General features: G+C 71.0%; 19 protein-coding genes. 4 read left to right on the top strand and 15 right to left on the bottom strand.

What is annotated here, in order from left to right:
* Positions 1-8 precede the first annotated feature (8 nt).
* The 6 genes from AB0300_RS03790 to AB0300_RS03765 form a co-directional block, all read right to left on the bottom strand.
* Positions 9-584 carry a hypothetical protein gene (locus AB0300_RS03790; RefSeq protein WP_315106103.1) on the bottom strand — a complete coding sequence of 192 codons (576 nt, stop codon included), beginning with the start codon at positions 582-584 and terminating at the stop codon, positions 9-11.
* Entirely contained in the window at positions 581-1,888 is a 1,308-nt protein-coding gene (locus tag AB0300_RS03785) for a DUF58 domain-containing protein (protein WP_315106106.1), read from the bottom strand. Before AB0300_RS03785 ends, AB0300_RS03790 begins: the two co-directional genes overlap by 4 nt.
* Positions 1,885-2,856, bottom strand: coding sequence for a MoxR family ATPase (locus AB0300_RS03780; protein ID WP_315106112.1), 972 nt, complete (start codon positions 2,854-2,856; stop codon positions 1,885-1,887). The genes AB0300_RS03785 and AB0300_RS03780 overlap by 4 nt, the downstream gene beginning before the upstream one ends.
* The gene (locus tag AB0300_RS03775) at positions 2,853-3,323 is read right to left on the bottom strand and encodes a hypothetical protein (protein ID WP_315106114.1); all 471 of its coding nucleotides are present in this window, start codon (positions 3,321-3,323) and stop codon (positions 2,853-2,855) included. Before AB0300_RS03775 ends, AB0300_RS03780 begins: the two co-directional genes overlap by 4 nt.
* Positions 3,320-4,075: a DUF4129 domain-containing protein gene (locus tag AB0300_RS03770; RefSeq protein WP_315106117.1), complete on the bottom strand. Its 756-nt coding sequence runs from the start codon at positions 4,073-4,075 to the stop codon at positions 3,320-3,322. The genes AB0300_RS03775 and AB0300_RS03770 overlap by 4 nt, the downstream gene beginning before the upstream one ends.
* 63 nt (positions 4,076-4,138) lie before the next feature.
* Complete coding sequence (locus AB0300_RS03765) at positions 4,139-4,582, bottom strand: MarR family transcriptional regulator (protein ID WP_315106120.1); 444 nt, start codon at positions 4,580-4,582, stop codon at positions 4,139-4,141.
* A gap of 39 nt (positions 4,583-4,621) precedes the next feature.
* Between AB0300_RS03765 and AB0300_RS03760 the strand changes: the two genes are divergently transcribed.
* Complete coding sequence (locus tag AB0300_RS03760; RefSeq protein ID WP_060921196.1) at positions 4,622-4,870, top strand: hypothetical protein; 249 nt, start codon at positions 4,622-4,624, stop codon at positions 4,868-4,870.
* Positions 4,871-4,882: 12 nt separating this feature from the next.
* Here AB0300_RS03760 and AB0300_RS03755 read toward each other — a convergent pair whose 3' ends face one another.
* Genes AB0300_RS03755 through coaE form a run of 3 tightly spaced genes read right to left on the bottom strand, consistent with a single transcriptional unit; the run spans position 4,883 to position 7,971 of the window.
* A complete protein-coding gene (locus tag AB0300_RS03755; RefSeq protein WP_249521026.1) occupies positions 4,883-5,230 on the bottom strand; it encodes a TfoX/Sxy family protein in 348 nt (115 codons plus the stop codon).
* A gap of 11 nt (positions 5,231-5,241) precedes the next feature.
* The gene (gene uvrB, locus AB0300_RS03750) at positions 5,242-7,314 is read right to left on the bottom strand and encodes an excinuclease ABC subunit UvrB (protein WP_025105040.1); all 2,073 of its coding nucleotides are present in this window, start codon (positions 7,312-7,314) and stop codon (positions 5,242-5,244) included.
* Between the two features lie 57 nt (positions 7,315-7,371).
* Positions 7,372-7,971, bottom strand: coding sequence for a dephospho-CoA kinase (gene coaE, locus AB0300_RS03745; protein WP_025105041.1), 600 nt, complete (start codon positions 7,969-7,971; stop codon positions 7,372-7,374).
* A gap of 126 nt (positions 7,972-8,097) precedes the next feature.
* Between coaE and AB0300_RS03740 the strand changes: the two genes are divergently transcribed.
* The 3 genes from AB0300_RS03740 to AB0300_RS03730 are packed head-to-tail and all read left to right on the top strand — an operon-like array spanning position 8,098 to position 9,734.
* On the top strand, positions 8,098-8,655 hold the full coding sequence (locus AB0300_RS03740; protein ID WP_062634042.1) for a hypothetical protein: 558 nt from the start codon (positions 8,098-8,100) through the stop codon (positions 8,653-8,655).
* A 36-nt stretch (positions 8,656-8,691) separates the two neighbouring features.
* Complete coding sequence (locus AB0300_RS03735; protein WP_253247466.1) at positions 8,692-9,207, top strand: signal peptidase I; 516 nt, start codon at positions 8,692-8,694, stop codon at positions 9,205-9,207.
* The gene (locus AB0300_RS03730; RefSeq protein ID WP_139833351.1) at positions 9,204-9,734 is read left to right on the top strand and encodes a hypothetical protein; all 531 of its coding nucleotides are present in this window, start codon (positions 9,204-9,206) and stop codon (positions 9,732-9,734) included. Before AB0300_RS03735 ends, AB0300_RS03730 begins: the two co-directional genes overlap by 4 nt.
* 26 nt (positions 9,735-9,760) lie before the next feature.
* On the opposite strand, the gene AB0300_RS03725 is transcribed toward AB0300_RS03730, so the two are convergent.
* From AB0300_RS03725 to AB0300_RS03700, 6 genes are read right to left on the bottom strand one after another with little or no spacing between them, the layout of a single operon-like run.
* Positions 9,761-10,333, bottom strand: a complete 573-nt coding sequence (locus tag AB0300_RS03725; protein ID WP_085607851.1) for a CoA-binding protein — start codon at positions 10,331-10,333, stop codon at positions 9,761-9,763.
* Entirely contained in the window at positions 10,330-11,634 is a 1,305-nt protein-coding gene (locus AB0300_RS03720) for an O-acetylhomoserine aminocarboxypropyltransferase/cysteine synthase family protein (protein WP_366215494.1), read from the bottom strand. The genes AB0300_RS03725 and AB0300_RS03720 overlap by 4 nt, the downstream gene beginning before the upstream one ends.
* Positions 11,631-13,637: an acetate--CoA ligase gene (acs, locus tag AB0300_RS03715; RefSeq protein WP_366215493.1), complete on the bottom strand. Its 2,007-nt coding sequence runs from the start codon at positions 13,635-13,637 to the stop codon at positions 11,631-11,633. Before acs ends, AB0300_RS03720 begins: the two co-directional genes overlap by 4 nt.
* The gene (locus AB0300_RS03710; RefSeq protein ID WP_366215492.1) at positions 13,628-14,485 is read right to left on the bottom strand and encodes an ABC transporter permease; all 858 of its coding nucleotides are present in this window, start codon (positions 14,483-14,485) and stop codon (positions 13,628-13,630) included. Before AB0300_RS03710 ends, acs begins: the two co-directional genes overlap by 10 nt.
* A complete protein-coding gene (locus AB0300_RS03705; RefSeq protein ID WP_366215491.1) occupies positions 14,482-15,522 on the bottom strand; it encodes an aliphatic sulfonate ABC transporter substrate-binding protein in 1,041 nt (346 codons plus the stop codon). The genes AB0300_RS03710 and AB0300_RS03705 overlap by 4 nt, the downstream gene beginning before the upstream one ends.
* Complete coding sequence (locus tag AB0300_RS03700; protein WP_366215490.1) at positions 15,519-16,370, bottom strand: ABC transporter ATP-binding protein; 852 nt, start codon at positions 16,368-16,370, stop codon at positions 15,519-15,521. The genes AB0300_RS03705 and AB0300_RS03700 overlap by 4 nt, the downstream gene beginning before the upstream one ends.
* Between the last annotated feature and the right edge of the window lie 116 nt (positions 16,371-16,486).

Genomic DNA, 16,486 nt, shown 5'->3' with positions numbered 1-16,486 from the left:
GAACAAGTCTACGAGGGGCCACGGACATCGGCTCCGAGAACGCCGAACGCCCCGGTTCCTGCAGCCGCCACGTCGGCCCGTCTCGCAGCGCGGACCGCGAGCAGGACCCCACCCAGCAGCATCGCCGCGGCGACCGGTGCCAGGAGCGCGGTCGTCCCGGTGATCTGCCGCTCGGTGAGCAGCCAGACTCCGAACGCGACCGGCTGGGCGAGCAGCTGGACCGTGAGGAAGCGGCCGGCGGTCGGAAGCAGGACCGGGAGGGCCACACGCGAGGACGGCGGCACCACGAGACTCAGCGACGCGCACACGTGCAGAGCATGCACGCACAGCAGCGCCAGCGCCGTCCGGCCGGGATCCGGCTCGGTGAGGATCACCCCGAACGGCAGGCACGCGAGCGCCACCCAGGCGGCGAGGCTGCGCGGGATCGCGACGGCGACGAGCGCGGCGAGCACCGCGATGCCCTGCCACAGCGGGAACGGGATGAGCAGCAGGGCCCCGCAGGCGGCCACGGCGACCATCGCGAGCCGGATGACGATGCCCGGCACCGCGGCGCCGGTGCGGAACGAGCGGACGGAACGACTCATCGGCGCCCCGTCCCCCGGCGCGTGAGACGACGCGCCGCCAGCCGCATCGCCGCATCGGCTCCGCTCGACCACGGCACCACCTCGATGCCCGCGTGGTCCAGCTCCGTCAGGATGTCGGCGCGTTCGGCGAGCAGCGTGCGAAGCGCGATCCGCTGTTCCCTGGTGAGGCGGGTCGCCTCCGGCACAGGGAGCACGTCGACCGCCACGACGGCGTGGCCCGCGGCACGCCAGCTCGTTGCCAGCCGCGCGGCGACCCCGTCGACGAACGTCGAGAGCACGAAGACGATCGAGCCGGGCGGCACCACCGGCGAGCGACGATACGAGGGGTCGGCGCCGAGGCCGGTGGCCGCGATGGCGCGGCGGAGACGGGCGAGGTGCCGCACTCCTCCACCGGACGGCAGCGACACCCCGTCCGGGGAGAGCGCGTGATAGGCGACCCGGTCCCCGACTCCGGTGGCGGCCGTGGCGATCGCCAGGGCAGCCTCACGCGCGTGATCGAGCGACGTGACCCCGGAGCGATCGGCGTCGCCGCTCCCCCACGCGGCGACGACGGCACCCAGGTCTTCGGCGGTGTCGATCGCGATGACCACCGAGGAATCGCTCAGCGCATCGTCCCTGCGCACCAGGAGGTCGCCGGGGCGACGGGCGACTCGCGCGGTCGCCCGCCAGTCCACCCGCCGGAGCTCATCCCCCGGGACGAAGGGCTGGATGTCGCGGAAGTCCCCACCCTGACCGGGGCGCGAGCCCGGATGGGCACCGTGGAGTCCGGTGAGTCGCGGCGCCACCGGGAGGGCGCTGATCCGCACGCCGCGCGGGGGCGCGTTCCAGACGACCGCCGTCCGGGGAAGGAGCCCCGTGACCCACGCACCGTCGAGGTCGGATCCCCGCGCGGTCACGCCGAGCGGCTCGCTCGGACCGGAGTGCTGCAGAGCACTGCGGGCCGTGACGCACGCGGCGCCGGGCCGTACGTCCGCGAGGCCGGTGCGCCGTCCGTCCTGATCCACCGCGACCTGGACGGCGTCGGCCGTCAGCAGCACGTCCACGGTGGTCCGCACCTCCGGGCGGTCACCGTCGCCGACGGCCTGGGCCCGCAGCGCGATGCGTGCGTGTCCGGGACGGGGGCGCGAGAGGAGCGCCCAGCCCGCGGTCAGCGCCAGCGGCAGCCCGAGGGCGACGACGTCCGGACGCGAGGAGGCGAGCCCGACCGCCGCGAGGATCGCGGCGCCGGCGATGCCGAGCGCGATGACCGGCGTGCGCCGCCACGTGAGTGCGGCGGTGGACTCGGTCGCCGTCTCGTCCGTCACGGCGTCGTCGCGACCGTCGGAGGCACCGGCGTCCGAGCCAGCGCCGCGTCCACCACCGTCCGCGGATCGACGCCCTGCGCCCAGGCCTGCGGCGTCAGCGTCAGGCGGTGAGCGAGGACCGGCACCGCGATGCGCTTGATGTCGTCCGGCCGCACATACGCCCGGCCGTCCAGCGCGGCGAGCGCGCGGCCGAGGAGGACGAGCGCCTGCGAGCCGCGCGGGGACGCGCCCACGGCCACCGTCGCGGCCTCGCGGGTGGCGCGGGCGAGTTCGACGGCGTACCGCACGACGTCGGGATCGACGTGGATGCGCTCGACCGCGGCCTGGAGGCGCTGGAGGCCCTCCGCGTCCAGAACGGGTGCGACCTCGACATCCGGGCTCTGCCGCTCGACGCGGTCGAGGATGATGCGCGCCTCCTCCTCAGCGCCGGGATAGCCCACGGCGAGCCGCACCATGAACCGGTCGAGCTGGGCTTCGGGCAGCGCGTACGTCCCCTCGTACTCGATCGGGTTCGAGGTCGCGATCACGTGGAAGGGCCGTGGGAGGGCGAACCGATTGCCCTCCACCGTCACCTGGCGCTCGGCCATGGCCTCGAGCATCGCCGACTGCGTCTTCGGCGTCGTCCGGTTGATCTCGTCCGCGAGCAGCAGGCCCGTGAAGAGGGGGCCGGGGCGGAAGGCGAACTCTCCGGTCGAGGGCGAGTACACATACGAGCCGGTGACGTCGCCGGGAAGCATGTCAGGAGTGCACTGCAGCCGACGGAAGTCCAGGCCGAGGGCCTCCGCCAGACTCCGCGCGGCGAGCGTCTTGCCGAGGCCGGGGACGTCCTCGAAGAGCACATGTCCCCCGGCAAGGATCGTGGCGAGCGCCAGAGTCAGAGGCTCGTCCATCCCGACCACCGCTGTCCGGACGCCGGCGAGCACGCGGCGTCCGACGTCGGCGATCTGCGCGGTCTCATCGTTGGTCATGAAGTCTCCTCCGTGTCGGTCGGGATGCGGTCGAGGGCGTCGAGGACGCGCTCGATGTCGGCACGCTGCACGTCACGCGCGTGCAGGGACGCTCGAACGCCGTCCCCCAGCATCGCGTCGATGCGCGGGTGGTCGTCAGGATCGTCGAGGTCGAGGCCGCGATGGGCGAGGCGGCGCCGGACGACCCCCTGCACGCGCCGCACGACGACGTGCCCGGCGACGCCCGTGCGGGTGTTGATCGCCCAGGCCATCCGCGACACGTCCGAGCCGCGCGATTCCGCTCGCGGCGCCTCCGGCGGCCACACGACCGCCTCGTCGACGAAGACCTGCCGAGTGGCCGCGACCACCGCGAGCAGGAGGAGGGTCCAGGCCACGGCGAAGGCGGCAGGCACTCCGAGCACGATGAGCACGGTGAGGAGAGCGGCCCCGATGAGGGCGCTGATCACCGTCACGACGATGCCCTTCACCGCCACCCCTCCTTGATGCCCCGGAGGGCGACCACGGCGCTCTGTCGGTCCTGCTCGTCTGCGACCAGCCCACCGAAGCGGACCCGCTCGTACAGCCCCTGGAGCCGGAGCACGTCGGCCGCGATGCTCCGGCGGGCACCGACCACCCGGGCCGTGAACTCCGCCGGCGTCTCGGCGGCTCCGCGACCGTGGCCGGCGTCGGCGGCGGATTCCTCCAGTCCGACCCACGCGGCGACGATCGCATCACCGGGATCGGGCCTCGCTGTCACGGTGCGCAACGCGGCGGAGGCCCCGCGGCGGATGACCTCCTCGTTCGGAGGTACCGCGGGAGTGCTGCCACCGTCCTCCCCGGCGGCAGCGGTGACCTCACGACGATCGAGCGGACGTGCCTGCCACAGCCGTCGGAGGAAGCGGAGGAGCTGGCGCAGGACCACGAGGACGAGCGCGAGGACGGCCAGCGTCAGCAGCGCCCCGAAGACCACCCCGAGAATCTGCGCGAGAGCGGATTCGCCCCAGGACTCCGGGGGCGGTGGTGTCCCGGTCGTCGACGGGACCGGGAGGACGACGTCTTCCGGGGGCGGCGCCGTGCTCTCCGATCGGGACGACGAGAACTCCGGGGTGCTCTGTCCCGCGGCAGCGAGCATGAGGACCCCGAACAGTCCGGCGATCGCGGCGAGGCCGAGCAGCGGCGCGGTGGGCCATGACCGGCGCACGGCCTCCGGTGCACGGACCGGAGGCTCTGGGCGCGACATGCCTCCACCCTAGGGGCGCGACCCGAGACGGCCCCGTTCCGCACCAGGGTGCCGCGGAACGGGTCAGCTCTGCTCGGGGCGCCGCCCCGCGAAGGCCCCGAGCCCGTCGCGGAGGGCGGCGATCTCGCCGATGCCCATCCCCACGGCGGCCATCACCTGCCGCGGCACATCCACGGCCCTCGCACGCAGAGCCGCTCCGGCATCGGTGAGCGTGATCTCCAGTCGGCGCTCGTCTTCACTGCTGCGCTGGCGCGTCACCAGGCCGTCGGCCTCGAGCCTCTTGACGAGGGGCGACGCGGTCGCGGGCTCCAGCGCGAGGTCGGCGGCGAGGTCGTTCAGGGTCCGCGGCGACCGCTCCCACAGGGCGAGCATCACCAGGTACTGCGGGTGCGTCAACCCGAGCGGCTCGAGGATCGGCCGGTAGATCGCCACGACGTTCCGCGCCGCCGTGACCACGGCGAAGCAGAGCTGATTCTCGAGCCGGAGCAGATCGTCGGTGTCAGTCACGGTCCTGACTATACATCCGCACGAATCATTAGTACACTAATGAACATGTCACGCGACTCCAGCCGCCCCCCTCTTCGCACCCGCATCCGCGAGGCGGGGGGCCTTTACACCTGGGTGAACACCAACCTCGTGCGTCTCGCCGGCCCGGCCTCGGTCGGGCCGTACGAGAAGACGCCGCCGCCCAGCGCCGCGGAGCGCGCCGAACGGGCCTGTCCGCTGTGCGGCGCGCCGATGACCGAGCACGAGATCGATCGCTCGGGCCCGAAGACGCTGGTGCACTGCCCGTAAGCTCCCTCGGCGTCAGTCGTCGTCATCGGCGAGCGCGGCGCCGACCGACTCGCGGGCCATGTCGATCCACGTCATGAGCGCGGCGTCGTCGGCGATCGCCGAGGCTGCGACATCGATCCAGCCGGACCCCATGGTGCGGGATCCCATCACGGCACGCGCGGCCCCGGGCAGCGTCACGGCGACAGCCCCGTTCTCCTCATCCACGCGGACGAGAAGCGTCCCGTCCTTCCGGGCACCCACGAGGATGCGCCCCTCGTCGAGGAATGCCCTGGTCCCGAACATCCGGCGCTCCTCTATGGAAGGGTCGGCCCCGAGCAGTGCGCGGACGCGGTCCGCGAGTTCCTCTCCTGCGGCATCCATCTCGGCTCCATCTACGCGTGCCCGGCCCGCTCCATCGACCGGAGCTCCTTCTTCAGATCCTGCACTTCGTCGCGCAGGCGCCCGGCGAGCTCGAACTTCAACTCCGCGGCTGCCGCGAGCATCTGATCGGTGAGGTCCTGGATCGTGGCCTCCAGCTGCTGAGCGCCCTCGGCCGCGATCCCGGTGCGCCGCAGGTTCGGCGTCGGCGACTTGCCCTTGCCCGACGCGCGGCCCCGGCCGGACATCAGCTCCGCCGTATCCTGACCCTCGCGCGCCAGCACCTCTGTGATGTCGGCGATGCGCTTGCGCAGCGGCTGCGGATCGATGCCGTGCTCCTTGTTGTACGCGATCTGCTTCTCACGCCGACGGTCGGTCTCCTCGATGGCCTTGGCCATGGAGTCCGTCATGTTGTCCGCGTACATGTGGACTTCACCCGAGACGTTGCGCGCCGCGCGGCCGATCGTCTGGATGAGTGAGGTCCCGGAGCGGAGGAAGCCCTCCTTGTCCGCGTCGAGGATCGCGACGAGCGACACCTCCGGGAGGTCGAGTCCCTCGCGCAGCAGGTTGATACCGACCAGGACGTCGTACACACCGGCGCGAAGTTCGCTGAGGAGCTCGACGCGGCGCAGGGTGTCGACGTCGGAGTGCAGGTAGCGCACCCGGACGCCGTGCTCGCCGAGGAAGTCCGTCAGCTCCTCCGCCATCTTCTTCGTGAGCGTCGTGACGAGCACGCGCTCGTCCCGCTCCACGCGAAGCCGGATCTCTTCGAGGAGATCGTCGATCTGCCCCTTCGAGGGCTTGACGATGATCTCCGGGTCGACGAGGCCGGTCGGGCGGATGATCTGCTCCACCACGCCGTCGGCGATGCCCATCTCGTACTTGCCGGGGGTGGCGGACAGGTAGACGGTCTGCCCCACGCGGTTCTTGAACTCGTCCCAGCGCAGCGGTCGGTTGTCCATCGCGCTCGGCAGCCGGAATCCGTGGTCGACGAGGGTGCGCTTGCGGGACGCGTCGCCTTCGTACATCGCGCCGATCTGCGGCACCGTGACGTGGGACTCGTCGATGACGAGCAGGAAGTCGTCCGGGAAGAAGTCGAGGAGCGTGTGCGGGGGCTCGCCGGGCATGCGTCCGTCCATGTGACGCGAGTAGTTCTCGATGCCGGAGCAGAATCCGAGCTGCTGGAGCATCTCCAGGTCGAAGGTCGTGCGCATCCGGAGGCGCTGCGCCTCGAGGAGCTTGCCCTGACGCTCGAACTCCTTCAGCCGCTCCTCCAGCTCGTGCTCGATGGTGCCGATGGAGCGCTGGATGACGTCGGTGCCCGCGACGTAGTGCGAGGCGGGGAAGATCGGCACGGCGTCCAGTTTCTCGATGACCTCGCCCGTGAGCGGGTGAAGCGAGTAGAGCGCCTCGATCTCGTCGCCGAACAGCTCGATGCGGATGGCGTGCTCCTCGTACACCGGGATGATCTCGATCGTGTCGCCGCGCACGCGGAAGTTTCCCCGCGAGAAGTCGACGTCGTTGCGGTTGTACTGCATCGCGATGAACTGACGGATCAGGGCGTCGCGGTCGTACCGCTCCCCCACCTGCAGCGCGACCATGGCGCGCAGGTACTCCTCCGGAGCACCCAGGCCGTAGATGCAGGAGACGGTCGACACCACGACCACGTCACGCCGGCTCAGCAGGGAGTTCGTCGTCGAGTGGCGGAGCCGCTCGACCTCCGCGTTGATCGAGGAGTCCTTCTCGATGAAGGTGTCCGTCTGCGGGACGTAGGCCTCGGGCTGGTAGTAGTCGTAGTACGAGACGAAGTACTCGACGGCGTTGTTCGGCATGAGCTCGCGGAACTCGTTGGCGAGCTGTGCCGCGAGGGTCTTGTTGTGCGCGAGCACGAGCGTGGGACGCTGCACCTGCTCGACGAGCCAGGCCGTGGTCGCCGACTTGCCCGTTCCGGTGGCGCCGAGCAGCACGATGTCGGTCTCGCCCGCGTTGATACGGGAGGCCAGCTCGGCGATGGCCTGCGGCTGGTCACCGGCAGGGGCGTACTCGCTGATGACCTCGAAGGGGCGGACACTGCGGGTGGGCTGCATACATCAAGCGTATGCCGCCCCTCCGACATCGGGGCCGCGTCCGGCGGCGACACCGCTTCAGCTTGCGCGGAGCCGGTTCCAGAGCGCGTCCGTCTGGGCCAGCGTGTCCGCGATCGATCCTGCGGTGTCGATCACGACGTCGGCGATCGCGAGCCGTCGGTCGTCCGGAACCTGGGCGGCGATCCGTCCGCGGGCGTCGTCGGGCGTCATCCCGCGCAGGTGCACGAGCCTCTCGAGACGGACCTCCTCCGGGGCATGCGCGACGACGATCGCATCCCAGGGGTCGTCGACACGAGCCTCCACGAGAAGCGGCACGTCGTACACGACGACGGCATCCGGATCAGCCTGGAAGGCGGCGTCGAAACGACGCTGGGACTCGGCCCGTACGGCCGGGTGCACGATGGCATTCAGCTGTGCGAGACGGCCCGGATCGGCGAACACGGTCGCACCGAGAGCGGCTCGGTCGAGCGACCCGTCTTCGGCGATGACCTCGTCACCGAACGTCCGCGCGATCGCGCCGAGCACCGCGGATCCGGGCGCCTGCACCTCGCGCACGATCCGATCCGCGTCGACGACCACCGCGCCGAGTTCGGCGAGCCGGTTCGCGATGGTGGACTTTCCCGACGCGATGCCTCCGGTGAGAGCGATGAGGGGCATCCGACCATCCTGCCACGCCTGTCCGAGGGCGGCGCACGACGCTGCCGCCGAACAATCGGGAAAGCTTCGGTCCCTCTTGAGGAAGACTTGACGGTCCCCTGAGGTGCGCTGCGTAACGTCGAAGCCATGACGAACACGGATGCCCCCGCACGCCCTGACCGCACCGAGCGACGCTCCCGGCGGCGCCCGATCATGGCGTTCGCGCTGGCCGTGCTCGCGACCGGAGGGATCGGTGCCGCGCTCACGAGCGCCGCGTGGACCGACAACACCTTCTTCAGCGCCCCGGCCGCAGGAGCCACCTTCAACCTCCAGGGTTCCACCGACGGGACCACCTGGAAGGAGTCGGCCGCGAAGAACAGCATCGAGCTCGTCGTGCCCGCGGAGAAGCTGGCCAACCTGCTCCCGGGCGAGACCCGCACGATCAAGCTCTGGGTGAAGAACGCCAGCTCCGTCAACGCCGCACTCACCTCGACCGTCGAGTACGCCCCCGGCAACACGGCGACGGACTTCACGGTCAAGCCGACGGCGACGATCACCGGGCTCGCGGCGTCGCTGACCTCCTCCGGCTCCACGGCGACCGATGAGTTCGACCTCGTCGTCACCACCCCGGCCGACTGGCCGACGAGCAACCAGGGCAAGACCGGCACGATCCTCGTCACGGTCTCCGCCACCGCCACCAACTGACCCCTCGCCCCGCAGCAGAGAACGAAGAGACGAACCGTGGTGCAGATCCTCCGCCGGCTCGCCCTGCCCGTGCTCTGGGCGCTGGCTGCCACGGGCGTGGGCTGCGGCGTCGTCTGGGGCGCCACGGCGATCGGGCTCATCCAGCCGCTCGTCGTGATCTCGGGCTCGATGGAGCCCGGGATCATGACAGGCGATCTCCTCATCGCCACGAAGGTCCCCGCCGACTCTCTGGAGGTGGGTGACGTCGTCAGCCTTCGGAGCGCGCTGACCGACTCCCTGGTGACCCATCGCATCACCGCCATCGAAGCCGCCGACGGCGCGCGCACGATCACCATGAAGGGCGACAACAACGAGTTCTCCGACGCTCTCGACTATCCGGTGACCGGCGATGTCTGGAAGCCGGCGGTGCAGCTTCCCGGTTGGGGGACCACCATCATGCGGATGACCACGCCCGCCGTCGCCGTCCCGCTGCTCCTCGGACTCCTGGGGCTGCTCGGCCTGAGCATGATGAGCCCCGGGGAGCGACCGGCGCGGAAGCCGCTGACCACGTGATGCCGGCACGACGGGTCTCCCCGATGGCCGGCTTCGCGGTCGCGATGGCGTTCGTCTTCCTGGCCGTCGCCCAGGGAAGCGTCTCGACCACCACCGCGGCGTGGACGGATCGGACCGTGGTCACGGCGACGGTGACGTCCGCCTCGGCATGGTTGTCGCCGTTCGCGGGGAACACGTGCAAGGCCTACAGCAGCCCGTCGGCCGCTCCCACCAGCTGCGCGATCACGGCGATCCGCTACGAGGAGATCAGCGACACCTCCGGCCACTTCTACATCAGCACGAACGCCCCGGGCGGGTCGCACCACGTCGACGTCGACGTGGATCTGAAGAAGGCGACGGGCCTTCCCCGGACGTGGACCTCGTGGACCGCTGCGGGGGTGCTCCCGGGCAGCCACGTCACGCCGGACCCCGCGTGGACGTGCTCCTCGTTGCCCCGGCTCACCGGCCGCAGCCTCGACTGGCACCTCACCGACCTTCAGGTTGCCGTGACGCTGCAGCGCACCACGGCGAACACGATCTGCACCTGAGCCTCCTGGGCGGGGCGCGGCACCCCTCAGCGCGCGAGCAGCTGCCGTCGGGAGCTGATCACCCCGGTGTCGAAGCCGGCGAGATGCAGGCCGCCGTGGAAGCGGGCGTGCTCGATCTTGATGCAGCGGTCCATGACCACCGAGAGCCCGGCCGCCTCCGCGATCGCGGCGGCATCCTCGTTCCAGGAGCCGAGCTGGAGCCACAGGGTCTTCGCTCCGCTGTCGATCGCTTCCTGCGCGACCCCCGGGAGGTCGTCGTGACGACGGAACACGTCCACGATGTCGGGCTGCACGGGCAGGGCGCTCAACGACGGGTAGACCGGCTGGCCGAGGATCTCGGTCTCCCTCGGGTTCACGAGATAGACGTCGTAGGCCGTGCTGGACAGCAGGTAGGTCGCGACGAAGTACGAGGCCCGTGACGGATTCCCGGAGGCACCGACGATGGCGATCGATCGCGCCCGCCGCAGCAGTCCGAACCGCTGCGGCTGCGAGGGCCCGGTCCAGGTGCGGCCCGGCTCCACGGCAGCGGGGAGCGCGCAGCTGGCGGCATCCGTGGTCGACGGGATGGCGCAGGCGTCGCCGGCGGAGGTCGTGCTCATCGGTGGGCTCCCGTCGCGAGGGTGAGGGCCTGGTCGAGGTCCCAGATGATGTCCTCGGCGTCTTCCAGGCCGACAGAGATGCGGATCAGGTCGGGACGCACGCCCGCGGCGACGAGCTGCTCCTCGGTGAGCTGGCGGTGCGTGGTGGAGGCCGGGTGGATCACCAGGGTGCGGGCGTCGCCGATGTTGGCGAGGTGGGACGCGAGCTGCAGGTTCTCGATGAACGCCTCCCCCGCGGCGCGGCCGTCCTCGGCGGCGACCCCGAACGCGAACACGGATCCCGGTCCCAGCGGCAGGTACCGCGCGGCACGCTCGTGATGCGGATGACCTTCCAGCCCCGCCCAGGTGACGTAGGACACGCGGGGGTCGGCGGCCAGCCACTCGGCGACGACCCGGGCGTTGGCGATGTGGGCGTCGATGCGCTGCGGCAGCGTCTCGACGCCCTGCAGGAGCGCGAAGGCCGACTGCGGGCTCAGCGCCGGCCCGATGTCGCGCAGCTGCTCGGAGCGCAGCTTGGTCAAGAATCCGTACTCGCCGAAGTTCCCCCACCAGGAGATCCCGCCGTAGGAGGCCACCGGTTCGGTCATCTGCGGGAACTTGCCGTTCCCCCAGTCGAAGGTGCCCTTCTCGATGACCACGCCGCCGAGGGTCGTGCCGTGACCGCCGAGGAACTTCGTGACCGAGTGGATGACGATGTCCGCCCCGTGTTCCAGCGGGCGCGCGAGGTACGGGGTGGCCAGCGTGGCGTCGACGACGAGCGGCACCCCCGCCTCATGCGCGACGGCGGCGAGACCCGCGATGTCGGCGATCTCGCCCGACGGGTTCCCGATCATCTCGACGTAGACGACCTTGGTCTCCGGACGGATGGCCGCGGCGAAGTCGGCCGGGTCGGAGGAGCTGACGAACGTCGTCGCCACGCCGAACCGTCGCAGGGTGACGTCGAGCTGCGTCACCGTGCCGCCGTAGAGCTGCGCGGCGGCGACGACATGATCGCCCGCGCCCACGAGGGCAGCGAACGTGATGAACTCGGCGCTCATCCCGGAGGCGGTCGCCACCGCCCCGATACCGCCTTCCAGCGAGGCCAGCCGCTCCTCCAGGGCGGCGACGGTGGGGTTGCCGATGCGCGAGTAGATGTTGCCGTACTTCTGCAGCGCGAAGAGATTCCCGGCGTCGGCCGCATCGTCGAAGACGAACGACGTCGTCTGGTAGATCGGCACCGCCCGCGCTCCGGTGGCGGCGTCCGGTGTGCCGCCGGCGTGCAGAGCGCGGGTGCGGAACCCGAAGCGGTGGTCCTCGGTCATGATGTCCTCGATTCTGCGGCGAGAGCGCCGGCGATGTCGTCGACGGCCCAGGGGTTCTGCAGTGACGTCGTGTCGCCGAGGGCCTGCGGAGTGCGTCCCGCGCGCCGATCCTGTTCGGCATCCCAGAGCTGCGCGAGCAGGCGGCGCATGATCTTCCCCGAGCGTGTCTTGGGCAGGTCCGGCACGACGACGATGTGCTTCGGCTTCGCGACCGGACCGATCGCGCGGGCGACCTCAGCGCGCAGCGCGTGCGCGTCGATCTCCGCCCGGCCGGACGGGGTGACGAACGCCACGACCGCCTGCCCGGTGACCGGATCCGCCACGCCGGCGGACCCGGCTTCGCCGACCGTCTCGTGCGCCACGAGCGCCGACTCGATCTCGATCGTCGAGAGGCGATGACCGGACACGTTCACGACGTCGTCGAGCCGGCCCAGGATCCAGATGAACCCGTCGGCGTCCCGGGTCGCCCCGTCTCCGGCGACGTAGTAGCCGCCGTGCGCGCCCACGCCGGCGTACGCGGACCAGTATGCGTCGCGGTAGCGCTCCGGGTTCCCCCAGACGGTCCGCGCCATCCCCGGCCACGGGCGCCGGACGACCAGCGTCCCGGATCGGCCCGGCGCCACCTCGTCCCCGTTCTCGTCGACCACCGCGACGTCGATGCCCGGAAGCGGGACCGACGCAGAGCCGGGCTTCAGCGGCATGATGCCGGGCAGGGGGGCGATCATCGCGGCGCCGGTCTCCGACTGCCACCACGTGTCGATGACGGGGAGCTCCTCCCGCCCGAAGTTCCGGCGGAACCACACCCAGGCCTCCGGATTGATCGCCTCCCCCACCGTGCCGAGCAGTCGCAGGGTCGACAGGTCGTGGCCGCTCGGCAGCTCGTCGCCGAACCAGGTCATGAACGTCCGGATGAGCGTCGGGGCCGTGTAGTAGACCGTGACGCCGTAGCGCTCGATGATCTCCAGGTGCCGCTCGCGGCGCGGAGTGTCCGGCGTGCCCTCGTAGATGACCTGGGTGAGCCCGTTCGACAGCGGCCCGTAGATCTCGTAGGTGTGGGCCGTGACCCAGGCGAGGTCGGCCGTGCACCAATGGACGTCGTCGGGTTTGGCGTCGAAGTGCGCCCAGTGCGCCCAGCTCGCGTGGGTCAGGTAGCCACCGGAGGTGTGCACGAGGCCCTTGGGCTTCCCGGTCGTGCCGGAGGTGTAGATGATGAAGAGCGGGTGCTCGGCGTCGAAGGCCTCCGCCCGATGCGCGGTGGGAGCCGTGTCGACGACATCGTGCCACCACACGTCCCGGCCTTCGGTCCACGGGACGCTCTGTCCGGTGCGACGGAGCACGAGGACGTGTTCGAGGTCCGGCAGTCCCGCAGCGGCGGCATCGGCGGCGGACTTGACCTCGGTCGCCGTCCCCCGCCGGAACTGGCCGTCGCTGGTGACGAGCAGCTTCGCCCCGGTGTCCTCGAGCCGGAACCGCACGGCCTCCGCGGAGAACCCTCCGAACACGAGCGAGTGGACGGCTCCGATCCGCGCGCACGCGAGCGTGATGACCACGGTCTCCACGAGCACAGGGAGGTAGATCACCACGCGGTCCCCCGGTCGGATCCCGAGGTCTTCCAGCGCGTGCGCCGCCTGAGCCACACGACGCTGCAGGTCGGCGTAGGTCACCGAGATCCGGTCGCCGGGCTCCCCTTCGAAATGCAGCGCGACCTTGTCTCCGCGTCCGGCGTCGACATGACGGTCCACGCAGTTCACCGCGACGTTCAGCCGTCCGCCGAGGAACCACCGCGCCGCGGGGACGGCACCGTCGACGGGCGGCTCCCACTCGTGCACGGCCGTCCACGGCTCGGCCCAGTCCAGTCGGCGCGCCGCGTCCTCCCAGAAGGCCAGAGGATCAGCGGCCGCGCGCTCGTAGGCGTCCGCGGTCACGTTGGCGTCGAGGAACGCGGGCGACGGAGGATAGACCCGTACCTCCTGCAGCCGAGCCTCGGTCGTCGTCACGTCCATCGCCGCAGCAGGTACTTCTCCAGCAGCGCGAGCACGCCGTTGGTGATGGTGCCGAGCAGCGCGAGCAGCACGATGGAGAGCAGGATGCGGTCGACGCGCCCCGTGCTCTGGGAGTCGGTCAAGAGGAAACCGAGCCCCATGGACGAGGCGATCAGCTCGGCGGCGACCAGGAACAGCCACGCCTGGGCGAGGGCGAGGCGCAGGCCCGCGACGACGGACGGCACGACGGCCGGGAGCTGCACCGTCCGGAACAGCGACCAGCCGTGCAGGCTGAAGGAGCGTCCCGCCTCGACGAGCTGCGGGTCCACGTGCCGGAGCGCGGAGGCGACGGTCGTGTAGACCGGGAAGAACGCACCGATCGCGATGAGGGTCACCTTGGACTCCTCGCCGATCTGCATCCACAGGATCAGCAGCGGCACCCAGGCGAGCGACGGCACCGCGCGAACCGCGGCGAGGCTCGGGCTGAGCAGCACGTCACCCCAGCGTGAGAGCCCGACGATGCCGGCTGCGGCGAGGCCGACGACCGAGCCGAACGCGAACCCGAGCAGCACCCGCTGGACGGAGATGGCGATGTGGGTCCAGAGCTGTCCGGACTCGGCGAGTTCCACCCCGGCCTGGAAGACCGACGCCGGCGCCGGGAGGCGGTACGGCTCGATGAGACCGGCCGTCGTGACCACCTGCCAGGCGATGAGGATCGCGGCCGGGAGCAGGAGACCCGCGACGATCCGCACGACGGGCGGCAGACCACGCCGTGCTCCTCCTGTCCCCCGCCGAGGAGCACCCTTCGCGAACTCGAGCGCGTCCCGCGATTCCGCCGGGACGACCACCCGATCCTCGAGACCGGTCACTCGCCTGCGCCCGCCTTCGTCGCGAAGGTGTCGTTGATGATGCTGGACAGCGCCTTGTCGACGGATTCCTGCCCGCCCTGGACGTCGCCGGACTCGACGAGCACCGGAGCGATCTTCTCGAGCACCGCGAGCTGGTCATCGCCGGGGACGCCGTCCACGTCGAGGTTCGACCGCTCGTGGATGACCGTGGTCGCGACCTCGAGGTCGATACCGGCGACCTCTGCCAGCAGGGCGGCGGTCTCCTCCGGATTCTCCAGCGCCCACGCACGCGCCTCCTCGTAGGCGTCGACGACGGCCTGAGCGAGGTCGGGGTGGTTGTCGATGAAGTCCTCGGTCGCGTTGAGGAAGCCGTACGTGTTGAAGTCGACGTTGCGATAGATGAGCTTGTCGCCCGACTCCTGCTCCGCGGCGGCCATGATGGGGTCGAGACCCGCCCATGCGTCGACGGAACCGCCGTCGAGCGCCGCGCGGCCGTCGGCGTGCTGGAGGTTCTGCACCTCGACGTCAGCCAGCGACAGCCCGCCCTCCTCCAGCGCCTGGAGGAGGAAGAAGTAGGGGTCCGTGCCCTTGGTGGCCGCGACGGAGGCGCCCTTGAGATCCTCCACCGAGGCGATGTCACTGTCGGGCCCGACGACGATGGCCGACCACTCGGGCTGGGAGAAGACGTCGATCACCTGGATGGGCGAACCGTTCGCGCGGGCGAGCAGCGCGGCCGAGCCCGCCGTCGATCCCACGTCGACCGAACCCGAGCGGAGGAGCTCGTTGGCCTTGTTCGACCCGGCGGATTGCACCCATTCGACGGTCACGTCGTCGCCGAGGATGTCCTCCAGGATGCCCTGGTCGCGGATCACGAGGCTGAGCGGGTTGTAGGTCGCGAAGTCGATGGACAGCGTGTCCGCCGACCACTCGCCGTTCCCGGCCGGGGTGGACTCGGCCTCGGCGGACGCGTTCTCCCCGGCGACGCAGCCGGTGGCGACGAGCATCATCGTCCCGGCGACGGCGATCGCAGGGATGATGCGGCGGGTGATGGTGCTCATCGGGTCTCCTCGGGGGTGTGGTGGTGCGTGTCGACGCCGAGCCCTTCGAGGAGCTCGGCGCGCAGGTCGGCGAGGCCGCGGTCGGCGCGGTCTCGGGGGCGGATGCCGGGTACGCGGATCGTCCGCGCGACGGACGACGCGGGGTCGTCCGCGTCGCCGACGGTGCGCAGCAGCAGCACGCGATCAGCGAGATAGAGCGCCTCCTCCACGTCGTGGGTCACGAGCAGCACCGTGGTGGGCTCGGCCGCCTGGATCTTCAGGAGCAGGTCGTGCATGCGGAGGCGCGTGAGGGCGTCGAGCGCGCCGAACGGCTCGTCGAGCAGCAGGACTCCGGGGTTCCTGGCGAGAGCCCGGGCGAGGGAAGCCCGTTGCGCCATGCCTCCGGACACTTCACGGGGGCGCTGGTTGGCGGCGTGTTCGAGTCCCACGAGCTGCAGGAGTTCGCCGACCCGGGCGCGTCCGGAACGGCGGGAGACGCCCCGGGGAAGACCGAGCTCGACGTTCTGCGCGAGCGTACGCCACGGGAGCAGCCGCGGCTCCTGGAACGCGATCGCCGTGCGCTCGTCGACGTCGGCGACACCGGAGCCGTCCAGACGGATCGTCCCGCGCGTAGGGATGTCCAGTCCGCCGATGAGGCGCAGCAGCGTCGACTTCCCGCACCCGGACGGACCCACGACGGCGACGATCTCCCCTGCGGTGATATCCAGGTCGATGCCGCGGAGCACCTCGCGTCGCCCCTGAGCGAGCGGGAACGACCGCGCGATGCCGTCCAAGCGCACGGGTTGTGCGGAGCCCGACGTCGTCGAGGCCTCAGCGGTGCGCGACGCAGCGGGCAGGAGGGCGGTCATGTCCCCATGCTGTCGGAGGCTCCGCAATGTTACGAATGCGGTCGTAACGTTGCGTCACGCAGCTGCTCCGCCGGATTCCGGGCATGCGAAAAGGGCCGCCACACCCGCCGTGAGGC

This window comes from Microbacterium sp. NPDC078814, assembly GCF_040702645.1.
GTDB lineage: Bacteria > Actinomycetota > Actinomycetes > Actinomycetales > Microbacteriaceae > Microbacterium.
The sequence above is the reverse complement of the archived record's forward strand: the minus strand, read 5'-3'. Positions and strand labels throughout refer to the sequence as shown.

Coding starts and splice junctions, on each gene's coding strand:
- AB0300_RS03705 (WP_366215491.1), bottom strand. CDS start 15,522: ATGAGCACCATCACCCGCCGCATCATCCCTGCGATCGCCGTCGCCGGG.
- AB0300_RS03760 (WP_060921196.1), top strand. CDS start 4,622: ATGAACATGTCACGCGACTCCAGCCGCCCCCCTCTTCGCACCCGCATC.
- AB0300_RS03740 (WP_062634042.1), top strand. CDS start 8,098: ATGACGAACACGGATGCCCCCGCACGCCCTGACCGCACCGAGCGACGC.
- AB0300_RS03755 (WP_249521026.1), bottom strand. CDS start 5,230: ATGGATGCCGCAGGAGAGGAACTCGCGGACCGCGTCCGCGCACTGCTC.
- AB0300_RS03720 (WP_366215494.1), bottom strand. CDS start 11,634: ATGACCGAGGACCACCGCTTCGGGTTCCGCACCCGCGCTCTGCACGCC.
- AB0300_RS03700 (WP_366215490.1), bottom strand. CDS start 16,370: ATGACCGCCCTCCTGCCCGCTGCGTCGCGCACCGCTGAGGCCTCGACG.
- AB0300_RS03725 (WP_085607851.1), bottom strand. CDS start 10,333: ATGAGCACGACCTCCGCCGGCGACGCCTGCGCCATCCCGTCGACCACG.
- AB0300_RS03790 (WP_315106103.1), bottom strand. CDS start 584: ATGAGTCGTTCCGTCCGCTCGTTCCGCACCGGCGCCGCGGTGCCGGGC.
- acs (WP_366215493.1), bottom strand. CDS start 13,637: ATGGACGTGACGACGACCGAGGCTCGGCTGCAGGAGGTACGGGTCTAT.
- uvrB (WP_025105040.1), bottom strand. CDS start 7,314: ATGCAGCCCACCCGCAGTGTCCGCCCCTTCGAGGTCATCAGCGAGTAC.
- AB0300_RS03770 (WP_315106117.1), bottom strand. CDS start 4,075: ATGTCGCGCCCAGAGCCTCCGGTCCGTGCACCGGAGGCCGTGCGCCGG.
- AB0300_RS03780 (WP_315106112.1), bottom strand. CDS start 2,856: ATGACCAACGATGAGACCGCGCAGATCGCCGACGTCGGACGCCGCGTG.
- coaE (WP_025105041.1), bottom strand. CDS start 7,971: ATGCCCCTCATCGCTCTCACCGGAGGCATCGCGTCGGGAAAGTCCACC.